Source organism: Proteus sp. G4415, assembly GCF_963896075.1.
Taxonomy (GTDB): domain Bacteria; phylum Pseudomonadota; class Gammaproteobacteria; order Enterobacterales; family Enterobacteriaceae; genus Proteus; species Proteus mirabilis.
This window is the reverse complement of sequence record NZ_CAWQOK010000061.1, coordinates 1-21,453: the sequence shown is the minus strand read 5'-3', so window position 1 is coordinate 21,453 and position 21,453 is coordinate 1. Positions and strand designations below refer to the sequence as shown.

General features: G+C 40.3%; 18 protein-coding genes and 4 tRNA genes. 18 read left to right on the top strand and 4 right to left on the bottom strand.

Going from position 1 to position 21,453, the window contains the following annotated elements:
* Positions 1-501 precede the first annotated feature (501 nt).
* From rho to AACU95_RS06640, 18 genes are all read left to right on the top strand, one after another.
* Positions 502-1,761: a transcription termination factor Rho gene (rho, locus tag AACU95_RS06725; RefSeq protein ID WP_004246354.1), complete on the top strand. Its 1,260-nt coding sequence runs from the start codon at positions 502-504 to the stop codon at positions 1,759-1,761.
* Between the two features lie 394 nt (positions 1,762-2,155).
* A complete protein-coding gene (wecA, locus tag AACU95_RS06720) occupies positions 2,156-3,247 on the top strand; it encodes a UDP-N-acetylglucosamine--undecaprenyl-phosphate N-acetylglucosaminephosphotransferase (protein ID WP_004246352.1) in 1,092 nt (363 codons plus the stop codon).
* Between the two features lie 23 nt (positions 3,248-3,270).
* Positions 3,271-4,329 (top strand): ECA polysaccharide chain length modulation protein, encoded by a 1,059-nt coding sequence (wzzE, locus tag AACU95_RS06715; protein WP_004249670.1) that lies wholly within the window; start codon positions 3,271-3,273, stop codon positions 4,327-4,329.
* A gap of 129 nt (positions 4,330-4,458) precedes the next feature.
* Positions 4,459-5,589, top strand: a complete 1,131-nt coding sequence (wecB, locus tag AACU95_RS06710; RefSeq protein WP_004246349.1) for a non-hydrolyzing UDP-N-acetylglucosamine 2-epimerase — start codon at positions 4,459-4,461, stop codon at positions 5,587-5,589.
* Positions 5,586-6,848: a UDP-N-acetyl-D-mannosamine dehydrogenase gene (gene wecC / locus AACU95_RS06705; protein WP_004246348.1), complete on the top strand. Its 1,263-nt coding sequence runs from the start codon at positions 5,586-5,588 to the stop codon at positions 6,846-6,848. Before wecB ends, wecC begins: the two co-directional genes overlap by 4 nt.
* A complete protein-coding gene (gene rffG / locus AACU95_RS06700) occupies positions 6,839-7,912 on the top strand; it encodes a dTDP-glucose 4,6-dehydratase (protein WP_012368702.1) in 1,074 nt (357 codons plus the stop codon). Before wecC ends, rffG begins: the two co-directional genes overlap by 10 nt.
* 18 nt (positions 7,913-7,930) lie before the next feature.
* Positions 7,931-8,812, top strand: coding sequence for a glucose-1-phosphate thymidylyltransferase RfbA (gene rfbA / locus AACU95_RS06695; RefSeq protein WP_004249667.1), 882 nt, complete (start codon positions 7,931-7,933; stop codon positions 8,810-8,812).
* The gene (gene rffC, locus AACU95_RS06690; RefSeq protein WP_004249666.1) at positions 8,790-9,503 is read left to right on the top strand and encodes a dTDP-4-amino-4,6-dideoxy-D-galactose acyltransferase; all 714 of its coding nucleotides are present in this window, start codon (positions 8,790-8,792) and stop codon (positions 9,501-9,503) included. Before rfbA ends, rffC begins: the two co-directional genes overlap by 23 nt.
* 1 nt (position 9,504) lies before the next feature.
* On the top strand, positions 9,505-10,635 hold the full coding sequence (rffA, locus tag AACU95_RS06685; protein WP_004246343.1) for a dTDP-4-amino-4,6-dideoxygalactose transaminase: 1,131 nt from the start codon (positions 9,505-9,507) through the stop codon (positions 10,633-10,635).
* 1 nt (position 10,636) lies between these two features.
* Entirely contained in the window at positions 10,637-11,893 is a 1,257-nt protein-coding gene (gene wzxE / locus AACU95_RS06680; RefSeq protein ID WP_161737206.1) for a lipid III flippase WzxE, read from the top strand.
* Positions 11,890-12,975: a TDP-N-acetylfucosamine:lipid II N-acetylfucosaminyltransferase gene (locus AACU95_RS06675; RefSeq protein WP_161737205.1), complete on the top strand. Its 1,086-nt coding sequence runs from the start codon at positions 11,890-11,892 to the stop codon at positions 12,973-12,975. The genes wzxE and AACU95_RS06675 overlap by 4 nt, the downstream gene beginning before the upstream one ends.
* The gene (gene wzyE / locus AACU95_RS06670) at positions 12,972-14,336 is read left to right on the top strand and encodes an ECA oligosaccharide polymerase (protein WP_161737204.1); all 1,365 of its coding nucleotides are present in this window, start codon (positions 12,972-12,974) and stop codon (positions 14,334-14,336) included. Before AACU95_RS06675 ends, wzyE begins: the two co-directional genes overlap by 4 nt.
* Positions 14,336-15,073, top strand: a complete 738-nt coding sequence (gene wecG, locus AACU95_RS06665; RefSeq protein ID WP_004246339.1) for a lipopolysaccharide N-acetylmannosaminouronosyltransferase — start codon at positions 14,336-14,338, stop codon at positions 15,071-15,073. The genes wzyE and wecG overlap by 1 nt, the downstream gene beginning before the upstream one ends.
* Positions 15,074-15,298: 225 nt before the next feature.
* A tRNA-Arg gene (locus AACU95_RS06660) sits at positions 15,299-15,375 on the top strand.
* Between the two features lie 63 nt (positions 15,376-15,438).
* A tRNA-His gene (locus AACU95_RS06655) sits at positions 15,439-15,514 on the top strand.
* 22 nt (positions 15,515-15,536) lie between these two features.
* Positions 15,537-15,623: transfer RNA gene (locus tag AACU95_RS06650), tRNA-Leu, on the top strand.
* A gap of 27 nt (positions 15,624-15,650) precedes the next feature.
* Positions 15,651-15,727 (top strand) — tRNA-Pro (locus tag AACU95_RS06645).
* Between the two features lie 964 nt (positions 15,728-16,691).
* Positions 16,692-17,009 carry a hypothetical protein gene (locus AACU95_RS06640; protein WP_012368704.1) on the top strand — a complete coding sequence of 106 codons (318 nt, stop codon included), beginning with the start codon at positions 16,692-16,694 and terminating at the stop codon, positions 17,007-17,009.
* Positions 17,010-17,071: 62 nt separating this feature from the next.
* Here AACU95_RS06640 and hemY read toward each other — a convergent pair whose 3' ends face one another.
* From hemY to hemC, 4 genes are read right to left on the bottom strand one after another with little or no spacing between them, the layout of a single operon-like run.
* Positions 17,072-18,301: a protoheme IX biogenesis protein HemY gene (gene hemY, locus AACU95_RS06635; protein ID WP_004246334.1), complete on the bottom strand. Its 1,230-nt coding sequence runs from the start codon at positions 18,299-18,301 to the stop codon at positions 17,072-17,074.
* Between the two features lie 4 nt (positions 18,302-18,305).
* On the bottom strand, positions 18,306-19,556 hold the full coding sequence (gene hemX, locus AACU95_RS06630) for a uroporphyrinogen-III C-methyltransferase (protein WP_004246333.1): 1,251 nt from the start codon (positions 19,554-19,556) through the stop codon (positions 18,306-18,308).
* Between the two features lie 20 nt (positions 19,557-19,576).
* Positions 19,577-20,314: a uroporphyrinogen-III synthase gene (gene hemD / locus AACU95_RS06625; RefSeq protein WP_020946597.1), complete on the bottom strand. Its 738-nt coding sequence runs from the start codon at positions 20,312-20,314 to the stop codon at positions 19,577-19,579.
* Positions 20,311-21,252, bottom strand: coding sequence for a hydroxymethylbilane synthase (gene hemC, locus AACU95_RS06620; RefSeq protein WP_012368705.1), 942 nt, complete (start codon positions 21,250-21,252; stop codon positions 20,311-20,313). Before hemC ends, hemD begins: the two co-directional genes overlap by 4 nt.
* Between the last annotated feature and the right edge of the window lie 201 nt (positions 21,253-21,453).

Here is a 21,453-nt window from a genome sequence, read left to right as displayed (position 1 = left end):
GACCGCTAGACGTCCGCTTCGAAGCATGATAAGTTAGCGCCACTTACTTACATAATATAGCGGATTTTATTGGTCATATGATATGACATGGTTAATAAGTCTGAGATATTAAATATCAGGTTCAGATTGTTAGAGCTTTGATATAAACTATTTGAATATTGTATTTGAATAAACTATAAGTAATCTGAATTCATCTAACCAGTCCGGTTGTCTTAGAATAATCTATAGTATTCAAGGAATATAATTTTTCTATATATGTTCCTAACCCATAACTGAAAGTACAATCATCTTGTTACGGCAATGGATGTCACTTTCTGGGGACAGTGTTGTGACTGGTCTATATAGCATTAACATGCTTTCTAACATTATCACGATGTTTATACTGATGTTATAAAGTAGTAATCTGTAATTTTACACATGACGAAACTGACAGCGATTCGCTGTTATACTATTCACGTTCATAGTTCGAGAGTTACCCCGAGTTATTAAGAACCCACCATTATGAATCTTACCGAATTAAAAAATACGCCGGTATCAGAACTGATAGCACTTGGCGAAAATATGGGGCTAGAGAACCTAGCTCGAATGAGAAAACAAGACATCATTTTCTCTATCTTGAAGCAACATGCCAAAAGTGGAGAAGATATTTTCGGTGATGGAGTGCTGGAAATACTACAGGATGGCTTTGGCTTCCTACGTTCCTCAGACAGTTCCTACCTTGCTGGCCCAGATGATATCTATGTTTCTCCAAGTCAAATCCGTCGTTTTAACCTTCGCACTGGTGATACCATAGCAGGGAAAATTCGCCCACCTAAAGAAGGTGAACGCTATTTTGCCCTCCTTAAAGTGAATGAAGTTAACTTTGACAAACCAGAAAACGCCCGCAGTAAAATCCTCTTTGAAAACTTAACACCATTACATGCTAATAACCGCTTACGTATGGAACGTGGTAATGGTTCTACCGAAGATTTAACTGCCCGTGTACTCGACTTGGCTGCACCTATTGGTCGTGGACAACGTGGTTTAATCGTTGCCCCACCAAAAGCGGGTAAAACAATGTTGCTACAAAATATTGCGGCCAACATTGCTCATAACTATCCTGATTGCGTATTAATGGTACTTCTTATTGATGAACGTCCTGAAGAAGTCACAGAGATGCAACGTTTAGTTAAAGGTGAAGTTATTGCCTCTACCTTTGATGAGCCAGCATCTCGTCATGTGCAAGTAGCGGAAATGGTTATTGAGAAAGCCAAGCGTTTAGTAGAACATAAAAAAGACGTTATCATTTTATTAGACTCTATTACTCGTTTAGCCCGTGCTTATAACACCGTAGTACCTTCTTCAGGAAAAGTATTAACCGGTGGTGTGGATGCGAACGCGCTACATCGTCCAAAACGTTTCTTCGGGGCTGCTCGTAATGTAGAAGAAGGTGGTAGTTTAACCATTATTGCGACTGCATTGGTTGATACTGGCTCTAAGATGGATGAAGTTATCTACGAAGAGTTTAAAGGTACAGGTAATATGGAATTACACCTGTCGCGTAAGATTGCAGAAAAACGAGTATTCCCAGCAATTGATTACAACCGTTCAGGAACACGTAAAGAAGAATTACTGACATCGCAAGATGAGTTACAAAAAATGTGGATCCTGCGTAAAATTATCCACCCAATGGGTGAGATTGATGCAATGGAATTCCTCATTAATAAATTAGCGATGACAAAAACAAATGAAGAATTCTTCGACTTTATGAAACGCTCATAAAGTGTTATTACAAAATTGAGAGAGACAACAAAAAAAGAAAAAATTGTGTTGATGATAGAAAAATAAGTGATATCACACCAATTTAGAGGTTGTTAAACTCATTTACTTTGTGTAATTAACGATATGATAAAAACGCCACAAGTCAGTGGCGTTTTTTTTACATTGGACTTAGGTCTTTTATTATCATCGCAAAATGATAATTTGGTATGTATATTGCATATTTATAGTTTTAATAAAAATAGCGATAACATCAATAAAAATAGTTAAGGAAAATTTATTATTGATAAAGGGTGGTGGGTTACTGAGTAAACTCGTCGTGGTACAAGCTGGAGAAAGAATAAAAAACACATGGATGGGTAAATAACCAGCTATATTTATTATAGAGAACAGTACTGTGGATATACTAAAAATGAGCACAAATGTTTTTTACGTGTTCCTATTTTCTTTCGCTTTCCTATTTGTAGCTCGTAAGGTGGCAAAGAAGATTGGACTCGTAGATAAACCTAACTATCGTAAACGACATCATGGGTTGATCCCCCTTGTAGGTGGGATTTCAGTCTATTTTGGTATTGTTTTCGCTTTTTATGTTTCAGATATCTACATTCCTCACAAAGAGCTGTATTTGATTTGTGCGGGGATACTTGTTTTTATCGGTGCGCTTGATGATCGTTATGATATCAGTGTCAAAATCAGGGCAACTATCCAAGCGTTAGTGGGTATTGCTATGATGGTATTCGGTGGTTTAAAACTTGAATCACTTGGTCATGCTTTTGGGCCTTGGGATATGCATTTAGGGCCTTTTGGTTATATCGTCACGCTATTTGCTGTTTGGGCTGCAATCAATGCCTTTAATATGGTGGATGGTATTGATGGTTTATTAGGCGGTCTTTCTTGCGTTTCGTTTGGTGCGCTGGGTATTTTACTTTACCAAAGTGGAAGCTCTGCACTTGCGTTTTGGTGCTTCTCATTTATTGCCGCGATTTTACCTTATATCATGTTAAACCTTGGTGTTTGTGGTAAAAAATTTAAAGTCTTTATGGGCGATGCGGGAAGTACGCTAATAGGCTTTACTATTATTTGGCTATTAATTTCCTCTACTCAAGTTGATCCTCATCCAATCAATGCGGTTACTGCATTATGGATCATTGCTATTCCTCTTATGGATATGGTGGCAATTATGTACCGCCGTTTACGTAAAGGAATGAGTCCTTTTTCACCAGACCGTCAACATATCCACCATTTAATTATGCGAGCAGGTTTTACCCCTCGCCAAGCTTTTGTTTTGATCACGCTTGCAGCCGCGGTGTTGGCCGCTATTGGTATTATTGGTGAAAACTTATCTTTTGTACCAGAATGGGTAATGTTGGCATTGTTTTTGCTTGCTTTTGTTATGTACGGTTATTGCATTAAACGCGCGTGGCGAGTCGCTCGTTTTATTAAACGATATAAACGTCGCCTACGTAAAGCGACACAACTTAAGCATTAAATAAGCAGAGGTCTTTTAACGTGATGAACTCGGAAAATAACGTCTCCCGACAGGGGTTTTCACCCGATAATGAACTCGATATTCGAGGTCTTTGTTGTGCACTATGGTCAGGAAAACGCTGGATAATAGGGTTCGCGCTGCTTTTTGCGCTGATTGCATTAGGGGCATCTTACTTGATGCAACCTAAATGGAGCGCTATTGCGATGACAGAGAGACCTACTGTGAATAATTTAGGTAGTTATTATTCTCAGTCTCAGTTCTTACGTAATCTTGATACGCAAATTAATCCGTCTGTGACTGTTTCTCAGTTAAGTATCCCTGATGAAGCTTATCAAGAGTTTGTAACACAGATTTCAGCTTTTGATACACGACGTGAGTTTTGGCTGCAAACGGATTATTACAAACAACGTAAAGAAAATGATGCGCAAGCAGACGCGGCATTATTAGATGAGCTCATCAATAATATTCAATTTACACCGGCTGATGAGAAGAAATTGGTTAATGATCAATTGAAACTCATTGCTGAAACGGCCAACGATTCGAGTCAACTGCTCAATGAATATATCGCTTTTGCGAATAAACGTGCGGCAGAGCATCTAAATGAAGAAGTGATTGCCGCATGGGCAACTCGAACACAATCGATGAAAGCCTTAGTGAAACGCCAAGAAATGGCCGCTCAAGCTGCTTATCAACGACAAATTAATTTACTCAAACAATCGATTAAAGTTGCTGAGAAACAAGGTATTTCTCAAAAACAGACCTCGATTGCGATAGATGAATTACCGGATTCGAAGCTGTTTCTACTCGGCGTGCCTTTATTGCAATCACAGTTAGAAACATTAATGGCAACAGGACCAGATTTTGATAGTGATTATGATCAAAATACGGCAATGTTATCCACCCTCGCGGTAGGTGCTAAATTACAAGATAACTTCCAAACTTACCGTTTCTTACGTACACCTGAAGATCCTGTGAAACGAGATAGTCCTCGCCGTGCCTTTATGATGGTGCTTTGGGGTGCTATTGGTGTTTTAGTGGGCGCGGGTGTGGCATTAGTCAGACGTAGTTCATTAAAAAAATAATCATTATTACCTTTTTATCATTTTAATAATAACGAGACATCAGGTGTATTTTCACCTGATGCCCCTGAGAATAAGGGCATATTGCTTTCCCAAAAATAAGCAATATAACAAAGAAAAAAGAGAGCCACTGTGAAAGTGTTGACTGTTTTTGGCACACGCCCTGAAGCGATCAAAATGGCACCTTTAGTGCACGCTTTAGCAAATGATGATTCGTTTGAGGCGAAAGTTTGTGTTACGGCCCAACATCGAGAAATGCTTGATCAGGTATTAAATCTTTTCGAGATCAAACCAGATTATGATCTCAATATTATGAAACCAGGACAAGATTTAACAGATATAACCTGTCGCATTTTAGAAGGTTTAAAACCTGTTCTAGCGTCATTTCAACCTGATGTTGTGTTAGTACATGGTGATACAACCACCACTATGGCGGCAAGCCTTGCTGCTTTTTATCAACAAATCCCCGTCGGTCATGTTGAAGCGGGATTACGTACCGGTAATCTCTATTCTCCTTGGCCAGAAGAAGCGAATCGGACAATTGCCGGCCATTTGGCGATGTACCATTTTGCTCCCACTGAAACTGCAAAGTTAAATCTGGTGCGAGAAGCGGTTGCGGATAAAAATATTTTTGTTACCGGCAATACCGTTATTGATGCGCTATTTTGGGTTAGCGAGCGAGTGATGGGAAATCAAACCCTGCTCGATGAACTTGCTGTGCAATATCCCTTTATTCAGCCAGAAAGAAAGATGATCTTAGTTACGGGACATCGCAGAGAAAGCTTTGGGGGTGGTTTTGAGCGCATTTGCCAAGCATTAGCAGAGATTGCATTGGCTCACCCCGATGTTGAAGTTGTCTATCCTGTTCACTTGAATCCTAATGTAAGTGAACCCGTAAAGCGTATTCTGCATGGAATTAATAATATTAAATTAATTCAACCGCAAGATTACCTGCCTTTTGTTTATTTAATGAACCACGCTTACCTTATTTTAACTGATTCAGGTGGTATTCAAGAAGAGGCGCCTTCATTAGGTAAACCTGTTCTTGTTATGCGCGATACAACAGAGCGCCCTGAAGCAGTTGAAGCCGGTTCTGTGCGTTTAGTGGGTACAGATACTAAACGTATTGTTAGCGAAGTAACCTCTTTATTGACAGACGAAAACGCATATCACCAAATGAGTAAAGCAACAAATCCTTATGGTGATGGTCATGCCTGCCAACGTATTCTTGAAGCATTGAAAAATAATCAGGTGACATTATGAGTTTTGAAACTATTTCTGTTATCGGCCTCGGCTACATTGGATTACCAACAGCGGCAGCTTTTGCCTCTCGTAAAAAAAGTGTTATTGGTGTGGATGTTAACCAACACGCTGTTGATACCATTAATAAAGGTCAAATTCACATCGTTGAACCTGATCTGGATAAAGTGGTAAAACAAGCCGTTGAAGAAGGGCATTTAAAAGCCTATACCACACCACAACCCGCAGACGCTTACCTTATTGCAGTTCCAACCCCCTTTAAAGGCGAGCATGAACCTGATCTGGCTTATGTTGAAGCCGCTGCGCGTTCAATAGCACCTGTACTTAAGAAAGGTGATTTGATTATTTTAGAATCAACCTCACCCGTTGGAACAACAGAACAAATGTCACAGTGGCTTGCGCAGGCACGTGAGGATTTAACTTTCCCACATCAACAAGGTGAAAATGCCGATATTGATATCGCTTATTGCCCTGAGCGTGTATTGCCAGGACAAGTGATGGTTGAACTTATCCGCAATGACCGTGTTGTGGGGGGCATGAACCGTAAATCATCAGAGCGTGCCAGCGAGTTATACAAAATTTTCCTTGAAGGTGAATGTGTTATCACTAATGCCCGTACTGCAGAGATGTGTAAGCTAACAGAAAATAGCTTCCGTGATGTGAATATTGCATTTGCTAATGAGTTATCCCTGATCTGTGCCGACCAAGATATTAATGTGTGGGAGCTAATTAGTTTGGCTAATCGTCATCCTCGCGTGAATATTTTACAGCCGGGTCCTGGTGTCGGTGGACACTGTATTGCCGTTGATCCTTGGTTTATCGTGTCTCAAAATCCTAAACAATCACGCTTAATTCATACTGCCCGTTTGGTCAATGATGGCAAACCTGTATGGGTTATCGATCAAGTTAAAGCCGCTGTGGCGGATTGTTTAACTGAAACCGGTAAACGTGCTAACGAGATCAAAATTGCCTGCTTTGGTTTAGCCTTTAAACCTAATATTGACGATTTACGTGAAAGTCCAGCAATGAATATCACCCAACAAGTTGCTAACTGGCATAGTGGGAAAACATTTGCCGTAGAGCCAAATATTCATGAATTACCGACTAAATTAAAAGGTATCACTGAATTAGTCTCTACAGAGCAGGCATTAAAAGAGGCGGATATTGTTTTAATGTTAGTCGACCATCAACAGTTTAAAGCGATACCTGGTAGCCAAGTTACCCAAAAATGGATTGTCGATACAAAAGGAGTATGGCGTTGAGACGTATTTTAGTCACAGGTGGCGCCGGTTTTATCGGCTCCGCGGTTGTTAGACATATTATTGATAACACCAATGACAGTGTCGTCGTGGTAGATAAACTGACTTATGCGGGAAATTTAGAGTCACTTGCCCCAGTGGCAAACAGTGAACGTTACGCGTTTGAACAGGTTGATATTTGCGATCGCGCTGCACTTGATAGTCTATTTGCGCAATATCAACCAGATATCGTGATGCATTTAGCCGCGGAAAGCCATGTTGACCGCTCTATTGATGGGCCTGCAGCTTTTATTGAAACTAATATTGTTGGTACTTACACCTTATTAGAAGCTGCACGTCATTTCTGGTCAGTATTACCTGAAGATAAAAAAGCGGCATTTCGTTTCCACCATATTTCAACTGATGAAGTGTATGGCGATTTAGAAGGAACGGATGATTTCTTTACTGAAACGACACCTTATGCACCAAGTAGCCCTTATTCAGCTTCTAAAGCATCCAGTGACCACCTTGTACGAGCATGGTTGCGTACTTATGGCTTGCCAACATTGATCACCAATTGTTCAAATAATTATGGCCCTTATCATTTTCCTGAGAAATTAATCCCGCTGATTATTTTGAATGCAATTTCAGGAAAACCACTGCCTGTTTATGGCAAAGGTGAACAAATTCGCGATTGGCTCTATGTTGAAGATCATGCCCGTGCATTGTATTTAGTGGCAACAACGGCTCAACCGGGTAAAACATATAATATTGGTGGTCATAATGAACGCCGTAATATTGATGTAGTGACAACTATTTGTGAATTGCTCGAAGAGTTGCATCCTAATAAACCTGCTGGTGTGGCGAAATATGTTGATTTAATTACCCATGTAAAAGACAGACCGGGTCACGATCTACGCTATGCTATTGATGCCGCTAAAATTGCAGCAGAGTTAGGTTGGAAACCACAAGAGACCTTTGAGTCAGGTATTCGTAAGACGGTATTGTGGTATTTAAATAACCAAACTTGGTGGCAACGAGTACTAGATGGCTCTTATGCAGGAGAGCGTTTAGGACTGGGTGATTGATTACGTGAAGGATAAATGATGAAAGGTATTATTTTAGCGGGTGGCTCTGGTACACGCTTACATCCGATAACGAAAGGGGTATCGAAACAGCTGTTACCTATCTATGATAAACCCATGATCTATTATCCGCTCTCAGTACTTATGTTAGCGGGAATTCGTGATATTTTGATTATCACCACTCCTGATGATCTCACCTCATTTCAACGTTTATTGGGTGATGGCTCGGCATTTGGTGTTCATTTGCAATATAAAGTTCAGCCATCTCCTGATGGCTTAGCTCAAGCCTTTATTTTAGGGGATGAGTTTATTGGTGATGAGCACTGTTGTTTAGTCTTAGGCGATAATATCTATTTTGGTCAAGGGTTTAGCCCCAAACTAAAACAAGTTGCTCAACGTCAGCGCGGCGCAACAGTATTTGGTTATCAAGTGATGGATCCGGAGCGCTTCGGTGTTGTTGAATTTGATGATGATTTCAAAGTGCTGTCAATAGAAGAAAAACCTCAACAGCCTAAATCGAATTGGGCGGTCACTGGGCTTTATTTCTATGATAACCGCGTGGTTGATTTTGCGAAAAAGGTGAAACCTTCTGTTCGTGGTGAGCTTGAGATAACCTCGATTAATCAGATGTACCTTGAGTGTGGTGAGCTTAATGTGGAGCTATTGGGACGCGGTTTTGCTTGGTTAGATACGGGGACTCACGATAGTTTAATTGAAGCCAGTACTTTTGTACAAACCGTTGAAAAACGTCAAGGTTTTAAAGTGGCGTGTCTGGAAGAGATCGCTTGGCGTAATGGTTGGTTAACTGACGAACAAGTCAGAGAAAGCGCAAAATCACTCGCCAAAACAGGTTATGGCCGCTATCTATTGGATTTATTACATGTCCGTCCTCGCCAATATTAATTATCTTGAGTGGGAGAGCGATTTTTTCTCCCTCAATACAGGCCGTCTTGAGTTTAGTGCTCAAGCGCCTGTTTTAACACAAGATAGGCTTGAGCAATTTACGGTTGTTCATGCCAAAGTTGCTTCCTATGATCTTCTACTGATTGATAACTTAACGCAATTAGGATTTCAATTCGCTGAAGGTGAAATAGATTTCAAATTGCCAATTGGCACAGAAAATGCTTGTGAAAATATTGCTGAAATACATTTTCGCACTGCCAATGAAACTGATATCCCATTATTAATGACAACGGCTTCTGCGGCTTTTGTACAAAGTCGCTTTCGAGCGCCATGGTATCAAGAAGGTGATAGCAGCCGTTTTTATGCATTATGGGTAAAAAAAGCGGTTTTAGGCACTTTCGATGATAGCTGTTTATTGACGATGGATCGCGAAAATAAGGTTACAGGGTTTGTAACATTACGTCGGATTTCTGAGAGTGAAGCAAGAGTGGGATTACTTGCTGTAATGCCCAATAGAACAGGACAAGGCATTGGTAAGCAACTGATGTCGGTGGCGAAGTATTGGTGTCAACAGCAAGGTCTATCAACCCTCTATGTTGCAACACAAATTAGCAATATTGCAGCTTCGCGTTTATATACACAAAGCGGTGCTTTAATTGATAGCACTACTTATTGGTTATACAGGGGATAATATGATTCCGTTTAATAAACCACCCGTTGTTGGCACAGAATTAGAGTATATGAAACAGGCGATGGAAAGTGGCAAGCTCTGTGGTGATGGCAACTTCACAAAAAAATGTGAAAAGTGGTTAGAAGAACAATTTCATTGTCATAAGACGCTGTTAACACCTTCTTGTACAGCATCGTTAGAAATGGCGGCTATCCTTCTGGATATCAAACCCGGCGATGAAGTGATTATGCCGAGTTTCACTTTTGTTTCGACTTCGAACGCCTTTGTTTTACGTGGTGCAACTATTGTGTTTGTCGATATTCGTCCAGATACCATGAACCTTGATGAAACAAAAATTGAAGCGGCGATTACGGAGAAAACGCGTGCGATAGTGCCTGTTCATTACGCAGGTGTTGCCTGTGAAATGGATACCATTATGGCAATCGCCAAAAAGCATAACCTGTTTGTCGTTGAAGATGCTGCGCAAGGGGTAATGTCGACTTATAAAGGCAAAGCCTTAGGAACTATCGGTCATATTGGTTGCTATAGCTTTCATGAGACGAAAAACTATTCATCAGGTGGTGAAGGTGGGGCAACACTGATTAACGATCCGGCTTTAATTAATCGAGCGGAAGTGATCCGTGAAAAAGGCACCAATCGTAGTCAATTTTTCCGTGGGCAAGTTGATAAATACACTTGGCGTGATATTGGCTCTAGCTATTTGCTGTCTGATTTGCAAGCCGCTTATCTTTGGGCGCAACTCGAACAAGCCGATAAAATTAATGAACGTCGTTTAGCATTCTGGCAAATCTATTACGATGCATTAACGCCGTTAGCCGAACAAGGTTTGTTAACATTGCCTGTTGTACCAGACGGTTTAGAGCATAATGCCCATATGTTCTATATTAAACTTAATGATATAGAGCAGCGTACGGCTTTTAATGAGTATATGAAAGCACAGGGCGTCTTAACGGTATTCCACTATGTATCACTGCATACGAGTCCTGCCGGAATGAAGTTTGGTCGTTTTGATGGTAAAGATATTTTCACTACACAAGAGAGTGAACGCTTGGTGCGCTTACCGATGTTCTACAACATGACTGAAGAAGAGCAGCAAACCGTTATTCATCATATTCGTCATTTCTTTGCTTGATATGTCGTTAGCTAAAGCTTCAATTTGGACAGCTGGGTCAACCTTGATAAAAATCGGGGCTGGCCTGTTGGTCGTAAAGTTATTGGCGGTCTCCTTTGGTCCCTCCGGAGTGGGACTTGCGGGTAACTTCCGCCAATTAATTACCGTTCTTGGTGTACTGTCAGGGGCGGGTATTTTTAATGGTGTAACAAAATTGATTGCGCAATATCAAGATGATGCAGTACAACGCAAAAATGTGTTGGGTACATCATCATCAATGATATTGCTGTTTTCTACACTACTTGCCATTTTATTTCTTATTTTTACCACACCAATTAGTCGCGTTTTATTTGGTGATGACTATCTGCAATATCTAGATATTGTCAGAATGGTTGCCTTTATTCAGATGGGTATTGCCTATGCCAACTATTTTCTGGCGATATTAAAAGGTTATCGAGATGCATCTGGAAACGCTTTAGCGATTATTGCGGGAAGTTTAATTGGTGTTATTGCCTATTATCTCTGTTATCTCATTGCCGGTTATCATGGTGCATTAATTGGCTTAGCTTTAGTACCTGCACTGATTTTATTGCCAGCGATGGTTATCTTAATAAAACGTAAGCGTTTTGCTCTCAGTGAATTAAAACCAAGTTGGGATAAGGCTATCGCCAGTCATCTTGGTAAATTTACCATTATGGCGCTACTGACTTCTATCACTTTACCCGTCGCTTATATCATGATGCGTAATTTGTTAGCAGAACATTATAGCTGGGATGATGTTGGCATTTGGCAAGGGGTTAGCAGTATATCGGATGCTTATCTACAATTTATTACAGCATCATTTTCTGTTTACTTATTACCCACACTTTCACGATTAACGCAAAAAAGTGAGATAGCTAAAGAGATAACCAAGTCACTGAAATTCGTCTTGCCAGCGGTGGCAGTGGCTAGTTTTATGGTTTGGTTATTGCGAGATTTTGCCATTTGGTTGCTATTTTCTGAAAAATTTATCGCTATGCGAGAGTTATTTGCTTGGCAACTGGTTGGTGATGTGTTGAAAGTAGGGGCTTATGTTTTTGGCTATCTGGTGATTGCAAAGGCTGCTTTGCGTTTTTATATTCTGACAGAAGTGAGCCAATTTGCCTTATTAACGCTTTTTTCATGCTGGCTTATTCCTGAACATGGTGCTTTAGGTGCAGCTCAAGCCTATATGGCAACCTATATTATTTACTTCCTTCTCTGTAGTTCTGTTTTCGTGATTTATTGCAGGCGCAAATGACAACTTTGATTTACGTACTAGGTTCAGACATTGTGCATCATAACAACACAATGTTACGCTTTTTTAACGACCACCTCGTGACTGAGGCGGCATTAACGTATAAACCTCGTTTTATCGTTGCCAGTAAAGATAACTCGTTATCATCACTTTATCCTCATTTAGAGATTGAGTGTTTAGCGGATAAAAAACAAGTCGCGCAGAGAGTGGTAGCATTAGCTAAAGCAGATAGAAAACAACGTTTTCTATTTCTGGGGCAATTTAATGCGCCTATTTGGCTTGCTTTATTGATGGGCAAAATTAAACGTCATCAGTTCTGGTGGCATATTTGGGGTGCTGATCTTTATCAGGATGCTAAGCAATTAAAATTTAGACTGTTTTATCTATTGCGTAAACTTGCGCAAAAACGGGTTGGACGTGTGTTTGGTACACGGGGTGATCTAAATTATTTTGCTCAATCAAATGTTAATATCCCCGCGAATTTGCTCTATTTCCCAACAAGAATGGATCCGGCGCTGACGCTTACAGAAAAGAAGGCCGTTGATCCTCAGCATATTACCATTGTATTAGGTAACTCAGGCGATAAATCTAACTGCCATATCGATGCTTTAAATGCGATTGCTGAACAATTTGGTCATAAAGCAAAAGTGATCATTCCTATGGGATATCCCGCTAATAACGAGGATTATATTCAGCAAGTATCTGATGCAGCGACAAACTTATTTCCAATAGAACACGTTGAGGTATTACGACATAATCTTGCCTTTGATGATTATCTCGCACTCTTAAAAACCTGTGATTTAGGTTATTTTATTTTCCAACGTCAGCAGGGTATTGGTACGTTATGCCTGTTGATCCAATTTGGGATCCCTTTTGTGATTAGCCGTCAAAACCCATTTTGGCAAGACTTAACAGAGCAAAGTGTTCCCGTTTTCTTCTCTGGTGATAAACTTGATGTGGCGTTAATTGAAGAAGCGCAACGTCAATTATTGCTACTGGATAGGAAGAATATCACCTTCTTTGCACCTAACTTTATCCAAGGTTGGAAGCAATTGATTGAGATGAGCACAGGAGACACCCAATGACATCGGCGCAATTGGGGGGATTAACCCTTGTCTACTTTATTTCGTTGGGGTTTATTTTATTACTGACCTACCAAGAGTTCCGTCGGGTACGCTTTAATTTTAATGTCTTCTTCTCCATGCTTTATTTGCTGACATTCTATTTTGGATTTCCATTAACTTGTTTATTAGTCTTTCAGTTTGATGTGGCGGTTGTTCCTGTCGATGCCTTATTACACGCTCTATTAGCTGCTACTAGCTTTTATGCGATTTATTATGTCACTTATAAGGTAAGGCTAAGAAAAGCCTCTAGCGAGCCTTCTAGGCCGTTATTTACGATGAATCGGGTAGAGACCAACCTAACTTGGATACTGTTAGCGTTAATTGCTATCGTCACTGTGGGCATATTTTTCTTACAAAATGGCTTTTTACTCTTTAAGTTGAAAACATATAGCCAAATTTTTTCAAGCCAAGTATCAGGTGTGGCGCTAAAACGCTTTTTCTATTTTTTTATTCCTGCAATGCTGGTGGTCTATTTCTTAAAGCCCACACAACAACGTTGGCTTTTTTTCCTTTGTGCGACGGTCGGCTTTGGTATTTTGACCTATGTTATCGTCGGGGGAACACGCGCAAATATCATTATTGCGTTTGCACTATTTTTATTTATTGGCATCGTACGTGGTTGGATAACCTTATGGATGTTAATTGCTGCAGGTGTGATGAGCATTGTCGGTATGTTTTGGTTAGCACTAAAACGTTACGGGCTTGATGTCAGTGGTGCCGAAGCTTTTTATACCTTTTTATATCTGACTCGCGATACCTTCTCTCCTTGGGAAAATCTTGCATTATTGTTGAATAATTACGACAAAATCGAGTTTCAAGGACTCGCACCTATTATTCGCGATTTTTATGTGTTTATCCCTTCATGGGTTTGGCCACAAAGACCAGATGTCGTACTAAATTCAGCAAACTATTTTACTTGGGAAGTGCTTAATTATCATGCAGGACTTGCCATTTCACCAACGCTAATTGGCTCCTTGGTGGTGATGGGGGGCGTTGTATTTATCCCCTTAGGCGCGGTGGTTGTTGGGCTTATTATTAAGTGGTTTGATTGGCTCTATCAGCAGGGTTTAAATGAACACAATCGCTACAAATCTGCCATTCTTCAAGCATTTTGTTTTGGTGCTATTTTTAACATGATTGTTTTAGCGCGTGAGGGCGTTGATTCGTTTGTGTCTCGCGTGGTCTTTTTCTGTTTAGTATTTGGTGCCTGTTTAATTGCAGCCAAACTACTGTATTGGTTATTTGAAAGTGCAGGATTAGTTCGTCACTATGTTATTAATCAAGTGCGCAATAAACCTCGTTTAGAACAAAAGGAAAAGTAATGGATACAAATTCAATTCCGAAGTATTCCATCCGTGGGCACAATATCTGGGGATTTAAAGATATGGCGCATTTTTTGGATTATCTTTATCAAGGTGCGCAAATTAAAAGTGGCTCTTTAATTGCGATTAATGCAGAAAAAATCTTAACCGCAGAAACAGATAAAGGCCTAAATCAGTTATTAGATGAAGCGGATTATTTGTACGCCGATGGCATTAGTGTTGTTCGCGGCATTCGACGTAAATATCCTGATGCACAAGTGTCTCGTATTGCGGGAGCCGATTTATGGGAAGCTTTAATGGAGCGTGCCGGGAAAGAAGGCACACCGGTCTTTTTGGTTGGTGGCAAACCTCAGGTATTGGCGCAGACGGAAAGTAAATTAAAGGCACAATGGAATGTGAATATTGTCGGTAGCCAAGATGGTTACTTTACGCCACAAGATAGAGATGCACTTTTTGAACGTATCAAAGCTTCTGGGGCAAAGATTGTGACCATTGCCATGGGCTCACCTAAGCAAGAGCTATTTATTCGTGCTTGTCGGCAAGTACACCCAGACGCGTTATATATGGGCGTAGGTGGCACTTACGATGTTTTTACAGGACATGTTAAGCGTGCGCCAAAAGCGTGGCAAAATTTAGGCCTAGAGTGGTTATATCGTTTACTGTCACAACCTAGTCGGATCAAGCGCCAATTTAAGTTATTAAAATTTGTTGGTTATTACTATTCCAATAAATTGTAAGTTGCGTGAGTATTTTTTGTCGGCAATAAGTGTTAAATAGCAAAAATCGCAATCTTTACTGGTATCTTGATTGTTTGATTATTATACTAATGGGGCGTTGAGTGGGTAAAAACGCTCCATTTATCGACGAAATGCACAAACTATCGTCAAACAAACTTTTTTTTTCAAAAAGCACTAGACAGACAGTGCGTAAATCCGTACTATCCTCTCCCGCAACGGCGTGAAGCGCCCGTAGCTCAGCTGGATAGAGCGCTGCCCTCCGGAGGCAGAGGTCTCAGGTTCGAATCCTGTCGGGCGCGCCATTAAAGCGTGCTAAGAGTTACGGTGAAGAGCGTTGTTGTAGAAGTAGTAAGATAGCTGTTATGGTGGCTATAGCTCAGTTGGTAGAGCCCTGGATTGTGATTCCAGTTGTCGTGGGTTCGAGTCCCATTAGCCACCCCATCTTATCTTAGTTTTTGTTTATGCGAGGGTGGCGGAATTGGTAGACGCGCTAGCTTCAGGTGTTAGTGTCCTAACGGACGTGGGGGTTCAAGTCCCCCCCTTCGCACCATAAACAAGATAAGAGCAGTCATTCAGACGGCGAGTAGCGCAGCCTGGTAGCGCAACTGGTTTGGGACCAGTGGGTCGGAGGTTCGAATCCTCTCTCGCCGACCAATAAGAAAAAGCCTCGATATATATCGAGGCTTTTTTGCATTTATTATCAAGCTATTGACAGCAATATTGTCTTATTTCATTTATATTGTTGTATCTTCCTTTTGTCCTTTCTCTTTTGTCCTTTTGCTACTGTCCTAAGCACAATAGACCGTTTATCTATGATTCATGATTAAAGCAGGTTGTTGGCTCTTTTAGTTTAAAAAGGGAGATCATTAGGCTATTTGTTTACAGGGCAGTGTAAGTATATTAGTTAAAGATTATTAATAATTTGTATTACCGCCTGATTTTATACTACATAAAAAGAGCATCATGAGAAAGTTAAATGATTTATGTAACCGTATGAATTTAAATGAAATATTTTTTATTGTCGGTAAAAAACAACACATGGCAAATTTGATGTCGCTAAAAGGTGACATATAACTCAATGATTTTTATATATTATATACTGGTGTTAGCTTAACTGTCGTGAAACAGAGACGAGTTGGCAAATTTATTTTTTCTTTTTTATTTAACAATAGCCTGATAAAAATACGCTCTCTGATCTTTTATATTTTAAATACGCCATACAGGCGAAGGCGCCTAAAAAATTCAATTAGTTAGTTTTATGCTGTTTGGGAATTAATTTTTTATTGGCGGAAAATACAAGTTGGCACGCTAAATGCATTACTTATTCTGTAGATGCTCATTCCACTCCTTATGACAGCATATGACTTCATAAACCTAGGAATGATGCAGAGCCGATTATCGGTGCCTACGTCCACGTTATCGATGAAACACCATTCATCACCAACAGGACGAAACGTTGAGTGAGGCACCATCCGTCTGTAGACCTGATTGTATATTTTATGCACCTGTATTTTTTAATACGGGTGTTTTTTTGTCTGTTTTTTATCTCATCCCTTTTGAATTGATAACACTATCACGCTATTATCCAGCGCAAGGGTAAATAGGGGGTAGCATCACGATGATAAATAACCAAAAAGCGTATCTTGCGCAAGAAAGGCTCTTTTTGATAGATAAGTTTGGCCCATTATTGTTTTTTTTGATCCCGCTGATCATGCTGATTATCGGTGGAAAATCATGGGCGAAGTATGTCGCTTTTCTGTGTCAGGGGATCGCACTGATTTATATCGTGGTGTTTTACCAAGCAAGAAAATATTATTTGTCATTTCAACATGAAAATAACAAAGGGATACCTTATCGTTTTTATCGTATCGCTTGGGTCTATTTATTTTTAATTTTGTGTCTTGAAGTAGTACTACTGGTTCAACACGCTTTTTAAAAGTAATAAAAAACCCTCAATTTTGTGTTTGAGGGTTTTGGTCAATAAATGAAATGATGTATTTATTGCAGTGCTTTATTTGTTTTAGGCTCGTCAAAAATAACAGAGTCTTTTTTTAACGTCATTAATAGCGCATCTTTGCGTACTTTGGCTGACTCAACTGATTTATTCTGTTTATCTAGCACATCAGCCAACCACGCAAAATCATGAACATCTGGACGCTGTTTTAATGCATTGCGAAATGCTGTTTCTGCTTGTGCCCATTGCCCTTGTTGCATGGCAATTTGACCGACGGTGCTATTGAGTAATGGTGTCGGACCATGTTGTTTAATTAGTGAGTTAAGCACTTTTAATATTGAGTCTGGATCGCTGTTTTTTAAGCGCGGTAACAATAAGATCAGGCGTTCATCATAGTGACGTTTGATCCCATCTAAAATGATCGTCTGCGCAGTTTGCGGATCGTTGCACTCAATAAGGTGTTCTGCTAATACAAATCGTAGTCCGTTATCATGTTGGATCTTACGAGGCTGTGCCTTCCACCAATTTTTCAGTCCATCACAACCATTTTCGGACATCTTCTGTCCCATCAGCCCAATATAGGCTTGTTGACGTAATTGCTCTAATTCATCATCTGTATGTAGGGCTATTTTCTGCATTGAAGGGATGATATCAAGTAGTGCTTGCCAAGCTTCTGTACGTATATACGCAGTTTCTGCTAAGCGTAATACTTCCGGATGACGAGGCACTTGATTGAGTAATTCATCAACCCCAGTACGAGCAGCATGGTTTTCATTTTGCGCCAGTAAAATACGCACTCGGGTAATATCAACGGGTAACTGATTGGTATCAGCAAGTTCAGAAGCACGCTCCAGATGTTGCTGTACTCTAAACTCATCACCCCGTTGTTGTGCTGCTTCTGCTGCTAGTAAATAGTTTACTACAGGTTGTTCCGCATAATCGGCATTGCGGCTCATCAGCTTTTCTACTTGTTTGAAATCACCTTCCGCAAGTTTCATTAATGCTAACCGTGTTTGTTTACGTGCTCGGCTGCGTTTGCGCAAAGAGAACCAACTATAGGCTTTAGAGCCTGTACCAATAAAACGACGATAACACCAGCCAAGCAAGAGCAATATCAGTTGCAGTAGGACAAACATGATCACAAGACTGGTAACGCTAGTTTCAATATCCCAATTATCGGTTTGTATAAAGACATAACCTTGATGACCCGCTAATACAGGGCCGAAGATTATCCCTGCAATCAATACCACAAATAGGAGTAAGATCTTGAACATAAATTTATTCTCCTTGTGGTGCTACGGTTGTTGATGTCGTTGTTCCTGATGTTGCACTATCTTGTGCTGCATCAACCGCATAAGGGGCTTGTGTAGCTTCGGCATCTTTGGCTTCAACCGCTTCTGGCTGTGATGTCTCGTTTTGGGTCAGCAAATTACGGATCTGCTTTTCTACTCGTTTTTCTAACAGAGAGAGGCTTTTTAATTCTGTTGGCATTGCAAGAGTAATAGGCTGCTTTTCAAGCTCATTAATACTGTCTAAGAAAGCCGTTGTATTCGGATCGGTGGTATCAAAATAGGCGCGTACCCAAGTAGATACCGCTTCTAATGATTGTTGATAAATCTCTGTTTGATGGCGAGGCACCGCTTGAGAAGCAATTAATAAACGAGAGCGGATATTTTCTCGCAGATAAATATCTTGGTTTGGGGCTAATAGTGGAATAGCGGTACTGTCTCGACGACGGATAGTAATAAAGTCATCCATAAAGCTTTTCCAGCTTTTACTGAGGTTTTGCTTCCAGTCAGAAAGCGAGCCTGAAATGGCTTCATCATTTTTATCCATCGGTGAGCCATCACGCTCAAATCCAGATAAGCGTAGGTTATCAACCTGATTAGCTAACTGATTTAATTGTAAAATAGTACCATCATTATCAATTTTGCTCAGCGCGGCTAAGTTGCCAATATCTTCATTAATGGCGCGGCGGATGGCCAATAAGCTTGGGTCATTCATTTCTGCTAAGCTACTATCTGCACCTTTTAATAAACTTACCGCTGTGACGACATCTTGGTCATTCCATAATTTGCGGCCCGCCATTTTTACCATAAAATCAGCTTGCGCTAATAGCCAGCTCTTTACATCTGCACTTGAGATAGCAGCAAATTGCGTTTGTAAATTTTGGATTTGACGCTCAGTAACTTGGCGTTCATTTTGCAGTTTATCAATAGTGAGTTTTTGTGAGTTAAACTGACTGTCAATATTGTCAAAACGTTGTTGATAAGTATCTTGCAATTGTTGTAATTGTGCCAATTGTGATTTTAGCGATTGGTTTTCTGTACTTAGTTTAGTCGCTTGTTGAGTGGTGTAATAATAAAGACCACCACCGATTGCCAGAATAACGAGGATCGCAACGGCACTCCCTATCAAACCTGAACGCTTATTGTTTACAGGTTTTACTTCTTGATAGCGGATATCGTCATCAGCCTTTGATGTACCATTCTGCAAGTCATTTTCATTCGTATTTTTCTGTTCCGTCATATCGGCGTCTCATTTAAGTTCTATATTAATGCATGAAATAAAGCATCATTATTGGCACTTTCAGCAACGGTTATTTTTTTAAAGCCTAATGTGCTAGCTATTGTTGCTAATCGTTTACTGACCACCACTAAATGACTGTCTAACAGCCATGCTTTTTCAGATCCAGCGACTAGATAAAAGAGTTGTTGCAACATTTCGCCACTGGTGACCACAAAGGTATCCACTTGGGCATTTTTCCACTTTAGCGCAAACTCTTCAGATACATAATCAATAAATAGACGCTGATAACATTCACATTCATCAACAATTGCACCGCGTTGACGTAATGTTGTGGCAAGTAGTTCGCGACCACCATTGCCTCTTAGTAGTAGTACTCGCTTGTTTTCTATTTGTTGAAGTGAAGACAAGGCCAGTAGGTCTTCACTGGTTTCTCCAAGTTCTGGATAATATATAGAATGTCCTGTTAATTGCTGAAACTCTTCAGCGGTGCTTTGACCTATTCCATAATAGAATAGCGTATCTGGCCATGATTGTTGTAATTGATTTAGTTGCCAGTTTGCGTACCACACCGCATTTTTAGAAAGTAAAAAAAGGTAATCACCCGTACTTAGCTTATTTAATTTGTTTTCTAATATGGAAAGCTCTTTACCCGCGGCTATTTCTATTAAAGGTGCATGAAAAGCATGCTTTCCCGCATCAATTAAGCGTTGCGTAAGTTGTTCTCCTGCTGGGCTAGGACGAGTGATTAAAATACTCATATCGCTGTATTACCTTGATATACAGCGGTTAAAATCTCTCTAGCTCCTTTATCTAGTAGCTCTTCGGCAAGAGAAATACCAGCTTGCTCTGCATCTTCAGGTGATACTAAGCGTTCGCCACGTAAAATAGTTTCACCATCAGGGGAGCCAACTAATGCTCGTAGCCAAATTTTGCCGTTTTGCCAAATAGCATAACTACCAATAGGTACTTGGCAACCCCCCTCAAGGCGAGTGTTCATCGCGCGTTCTGCTTTTACACAAGTTGCAGTATCTGCGTGGTTAAGGGCGGCTAATAAGGCTTGAGTATCATGATCATCTAAGCGACACTCAATGCCAACGGCACCTTGTCCTACCGCAGGAAGAGATTGTTCCGCAGACAAAGAAGAACGAATACGCTCAGTTAATTTAAGACGTTTTAAGCCCGCGACAGCAAGAATAATAGCATCATAGTCGCCATTATCGAGTTTACTTAAACGGGTTCCTACATTACCGCGTAAATCACGAATAATTAAATCGGGGCGCAGTGCTTTTAATTGGCATTGGCGACGTAGGCTTGAGGTACCAACGACACTTCCGGCTGGCAGTTGTTCTAATGAATCATAATGATTAGAGACAAAGGCATCACGGGGATCTTCTCGCTCACAAATCGTCACCAATCCCAGACCTTCAGGAAAATCAATGGGGACATCTTTCATTGAATGTACGGCAATATCAGCACGAGAGCTGAGTAGTGCAAGTTCTAGCTCTTTGACAAATAACCCTTTACCACCCACTTTTGCTAATGGGGTATCTAAGATGATATCGCCTTTCGTGACCATCGGTACTAATTCAACGACTAAGCTCGGATGAGCGATTTGTAGTTGTTCTTTAACATAAAGCGCTTGCCACATAGCAAGAGGGCTTTGGCGTGTAGCAATACGGATGGTACTTTTTGACATAATATTATTATCTCTTCCGAGCGAGTTAGCATAATTTCTGTTTATAAATAAGGCTTTGTTTTAACACTTTAAGGTTCATTTTTCCAGTTAAGGCGTGGTGTGGTAGGGAAACAATGAATCATAAAGAGGTTTTAAATCAATATTAGTGAGATAAAAAATAAAAAAAGGGAATTACAAATAGTAAAAATCGTTATTTTTATC

Bases quoted from the DNA above. Each gene is read 5' to 3' on its own strand.
- rho (WP_004246354.1), top strand. From the start codon at position 502: ATGAATCTTACCGAATTAAAAAATACGCCGGTATCAGAACTGATAGCA.
- wzzE (WP_004249670.1), top strand. From the start codon at position 3,271: ATGAACTCGGAAAATAACGTCTCCCGACAGGGGTTTTCACCCGATAAT.
- wecC (WP_004246348.1), top strand. From the start codon at position 5,586: ATGAGTTTTGAAACTATTTCTGTTATCGGCCTCGGCTACATTGGATTA.
- rffG (WP_012368702.1), top strand. From the start codon at position 6,839: ATGGCGTTGAGACGTATTTTAGTCACAGGTGGCGCCGGTTTTATCGGC.
- rfbA (WP_004249667.1), top strand. From the start codon at position 7,931: ATGAAAGGTATTATTTTAGCGGGTGGCTCTGGTACACGCTTACATCCG.
- rffC (WP_004249666.1), top strand. From the start codon at position 8,790: ATGTCCGTCCTCGCCAATATTAATTATCTTGAGTGGGAGAGCGATTTT.
- rffA (WP_004246343.1), top strand. From the start codon at position 9,505: ATGATTCCGTTTAATAAACCACCCGTTGTTGGCACAGAATTAGAGTAT.
- wzxE (WP_161737206.1), top strand. From the start codon at position 10,637: ATGTCGTTAGCTAAAGCTTCAATTTGGACAGCTGGGTCAACCTTGATA.
- AACU95_RS06675 (WP_161737205.1), top strand. From the start codon at position 11,890: ATGACAACTTTGATTTACGTACTAGGTTCAGACATTGTGCATCATAAC.
- wzyE (WP_161737204.1), top strand. From the start codon at position 12,972: ATGACATCGGCGCAATTGGGGGGATTAACCCTTGTCTACTTTATTTCG.
- wecG (WP_004246339.1), top strand. From the start codon at position 14,336: ATGGATACAAATTCAATTCCGAAGTATTCCATCCGTGGGCACAATATC.
- AACU95_RS06640 (WP_012368704.1), top strand. From the start codon at position 16,692: ATGATAAATAACCAAAAAGCGTATCTTGCGCAAGAAAGGCTCTTTTTG.
- hemY (WP_004246334.1), bottom strand. From the start codon at position 18,301: ATGTTCAAGATCTTACTCCTATTTGTGGTATTGATTGCAGGGATAATC.
- hemX (WP_004246333.1), bottom strand. From the start codon at position 19,556: ATGACGGAACAGAAAAATACGAATGAAAATGACTTGCAGAATGGTACA.
- hemD (WP_020946597.1), bottom strand. From the start codon at position 20,314: ATGAGTATTTTAATCACTCGTCCTAGCCCAGCAGGAGAACAACTTACG.
- hemC (WP_012368705.1), bottom strand. From the start codon at position 21,252: ATGTCAAAAAGTACCATCCGTATTGCTACACGCCAAAGCCCTCTTGCT.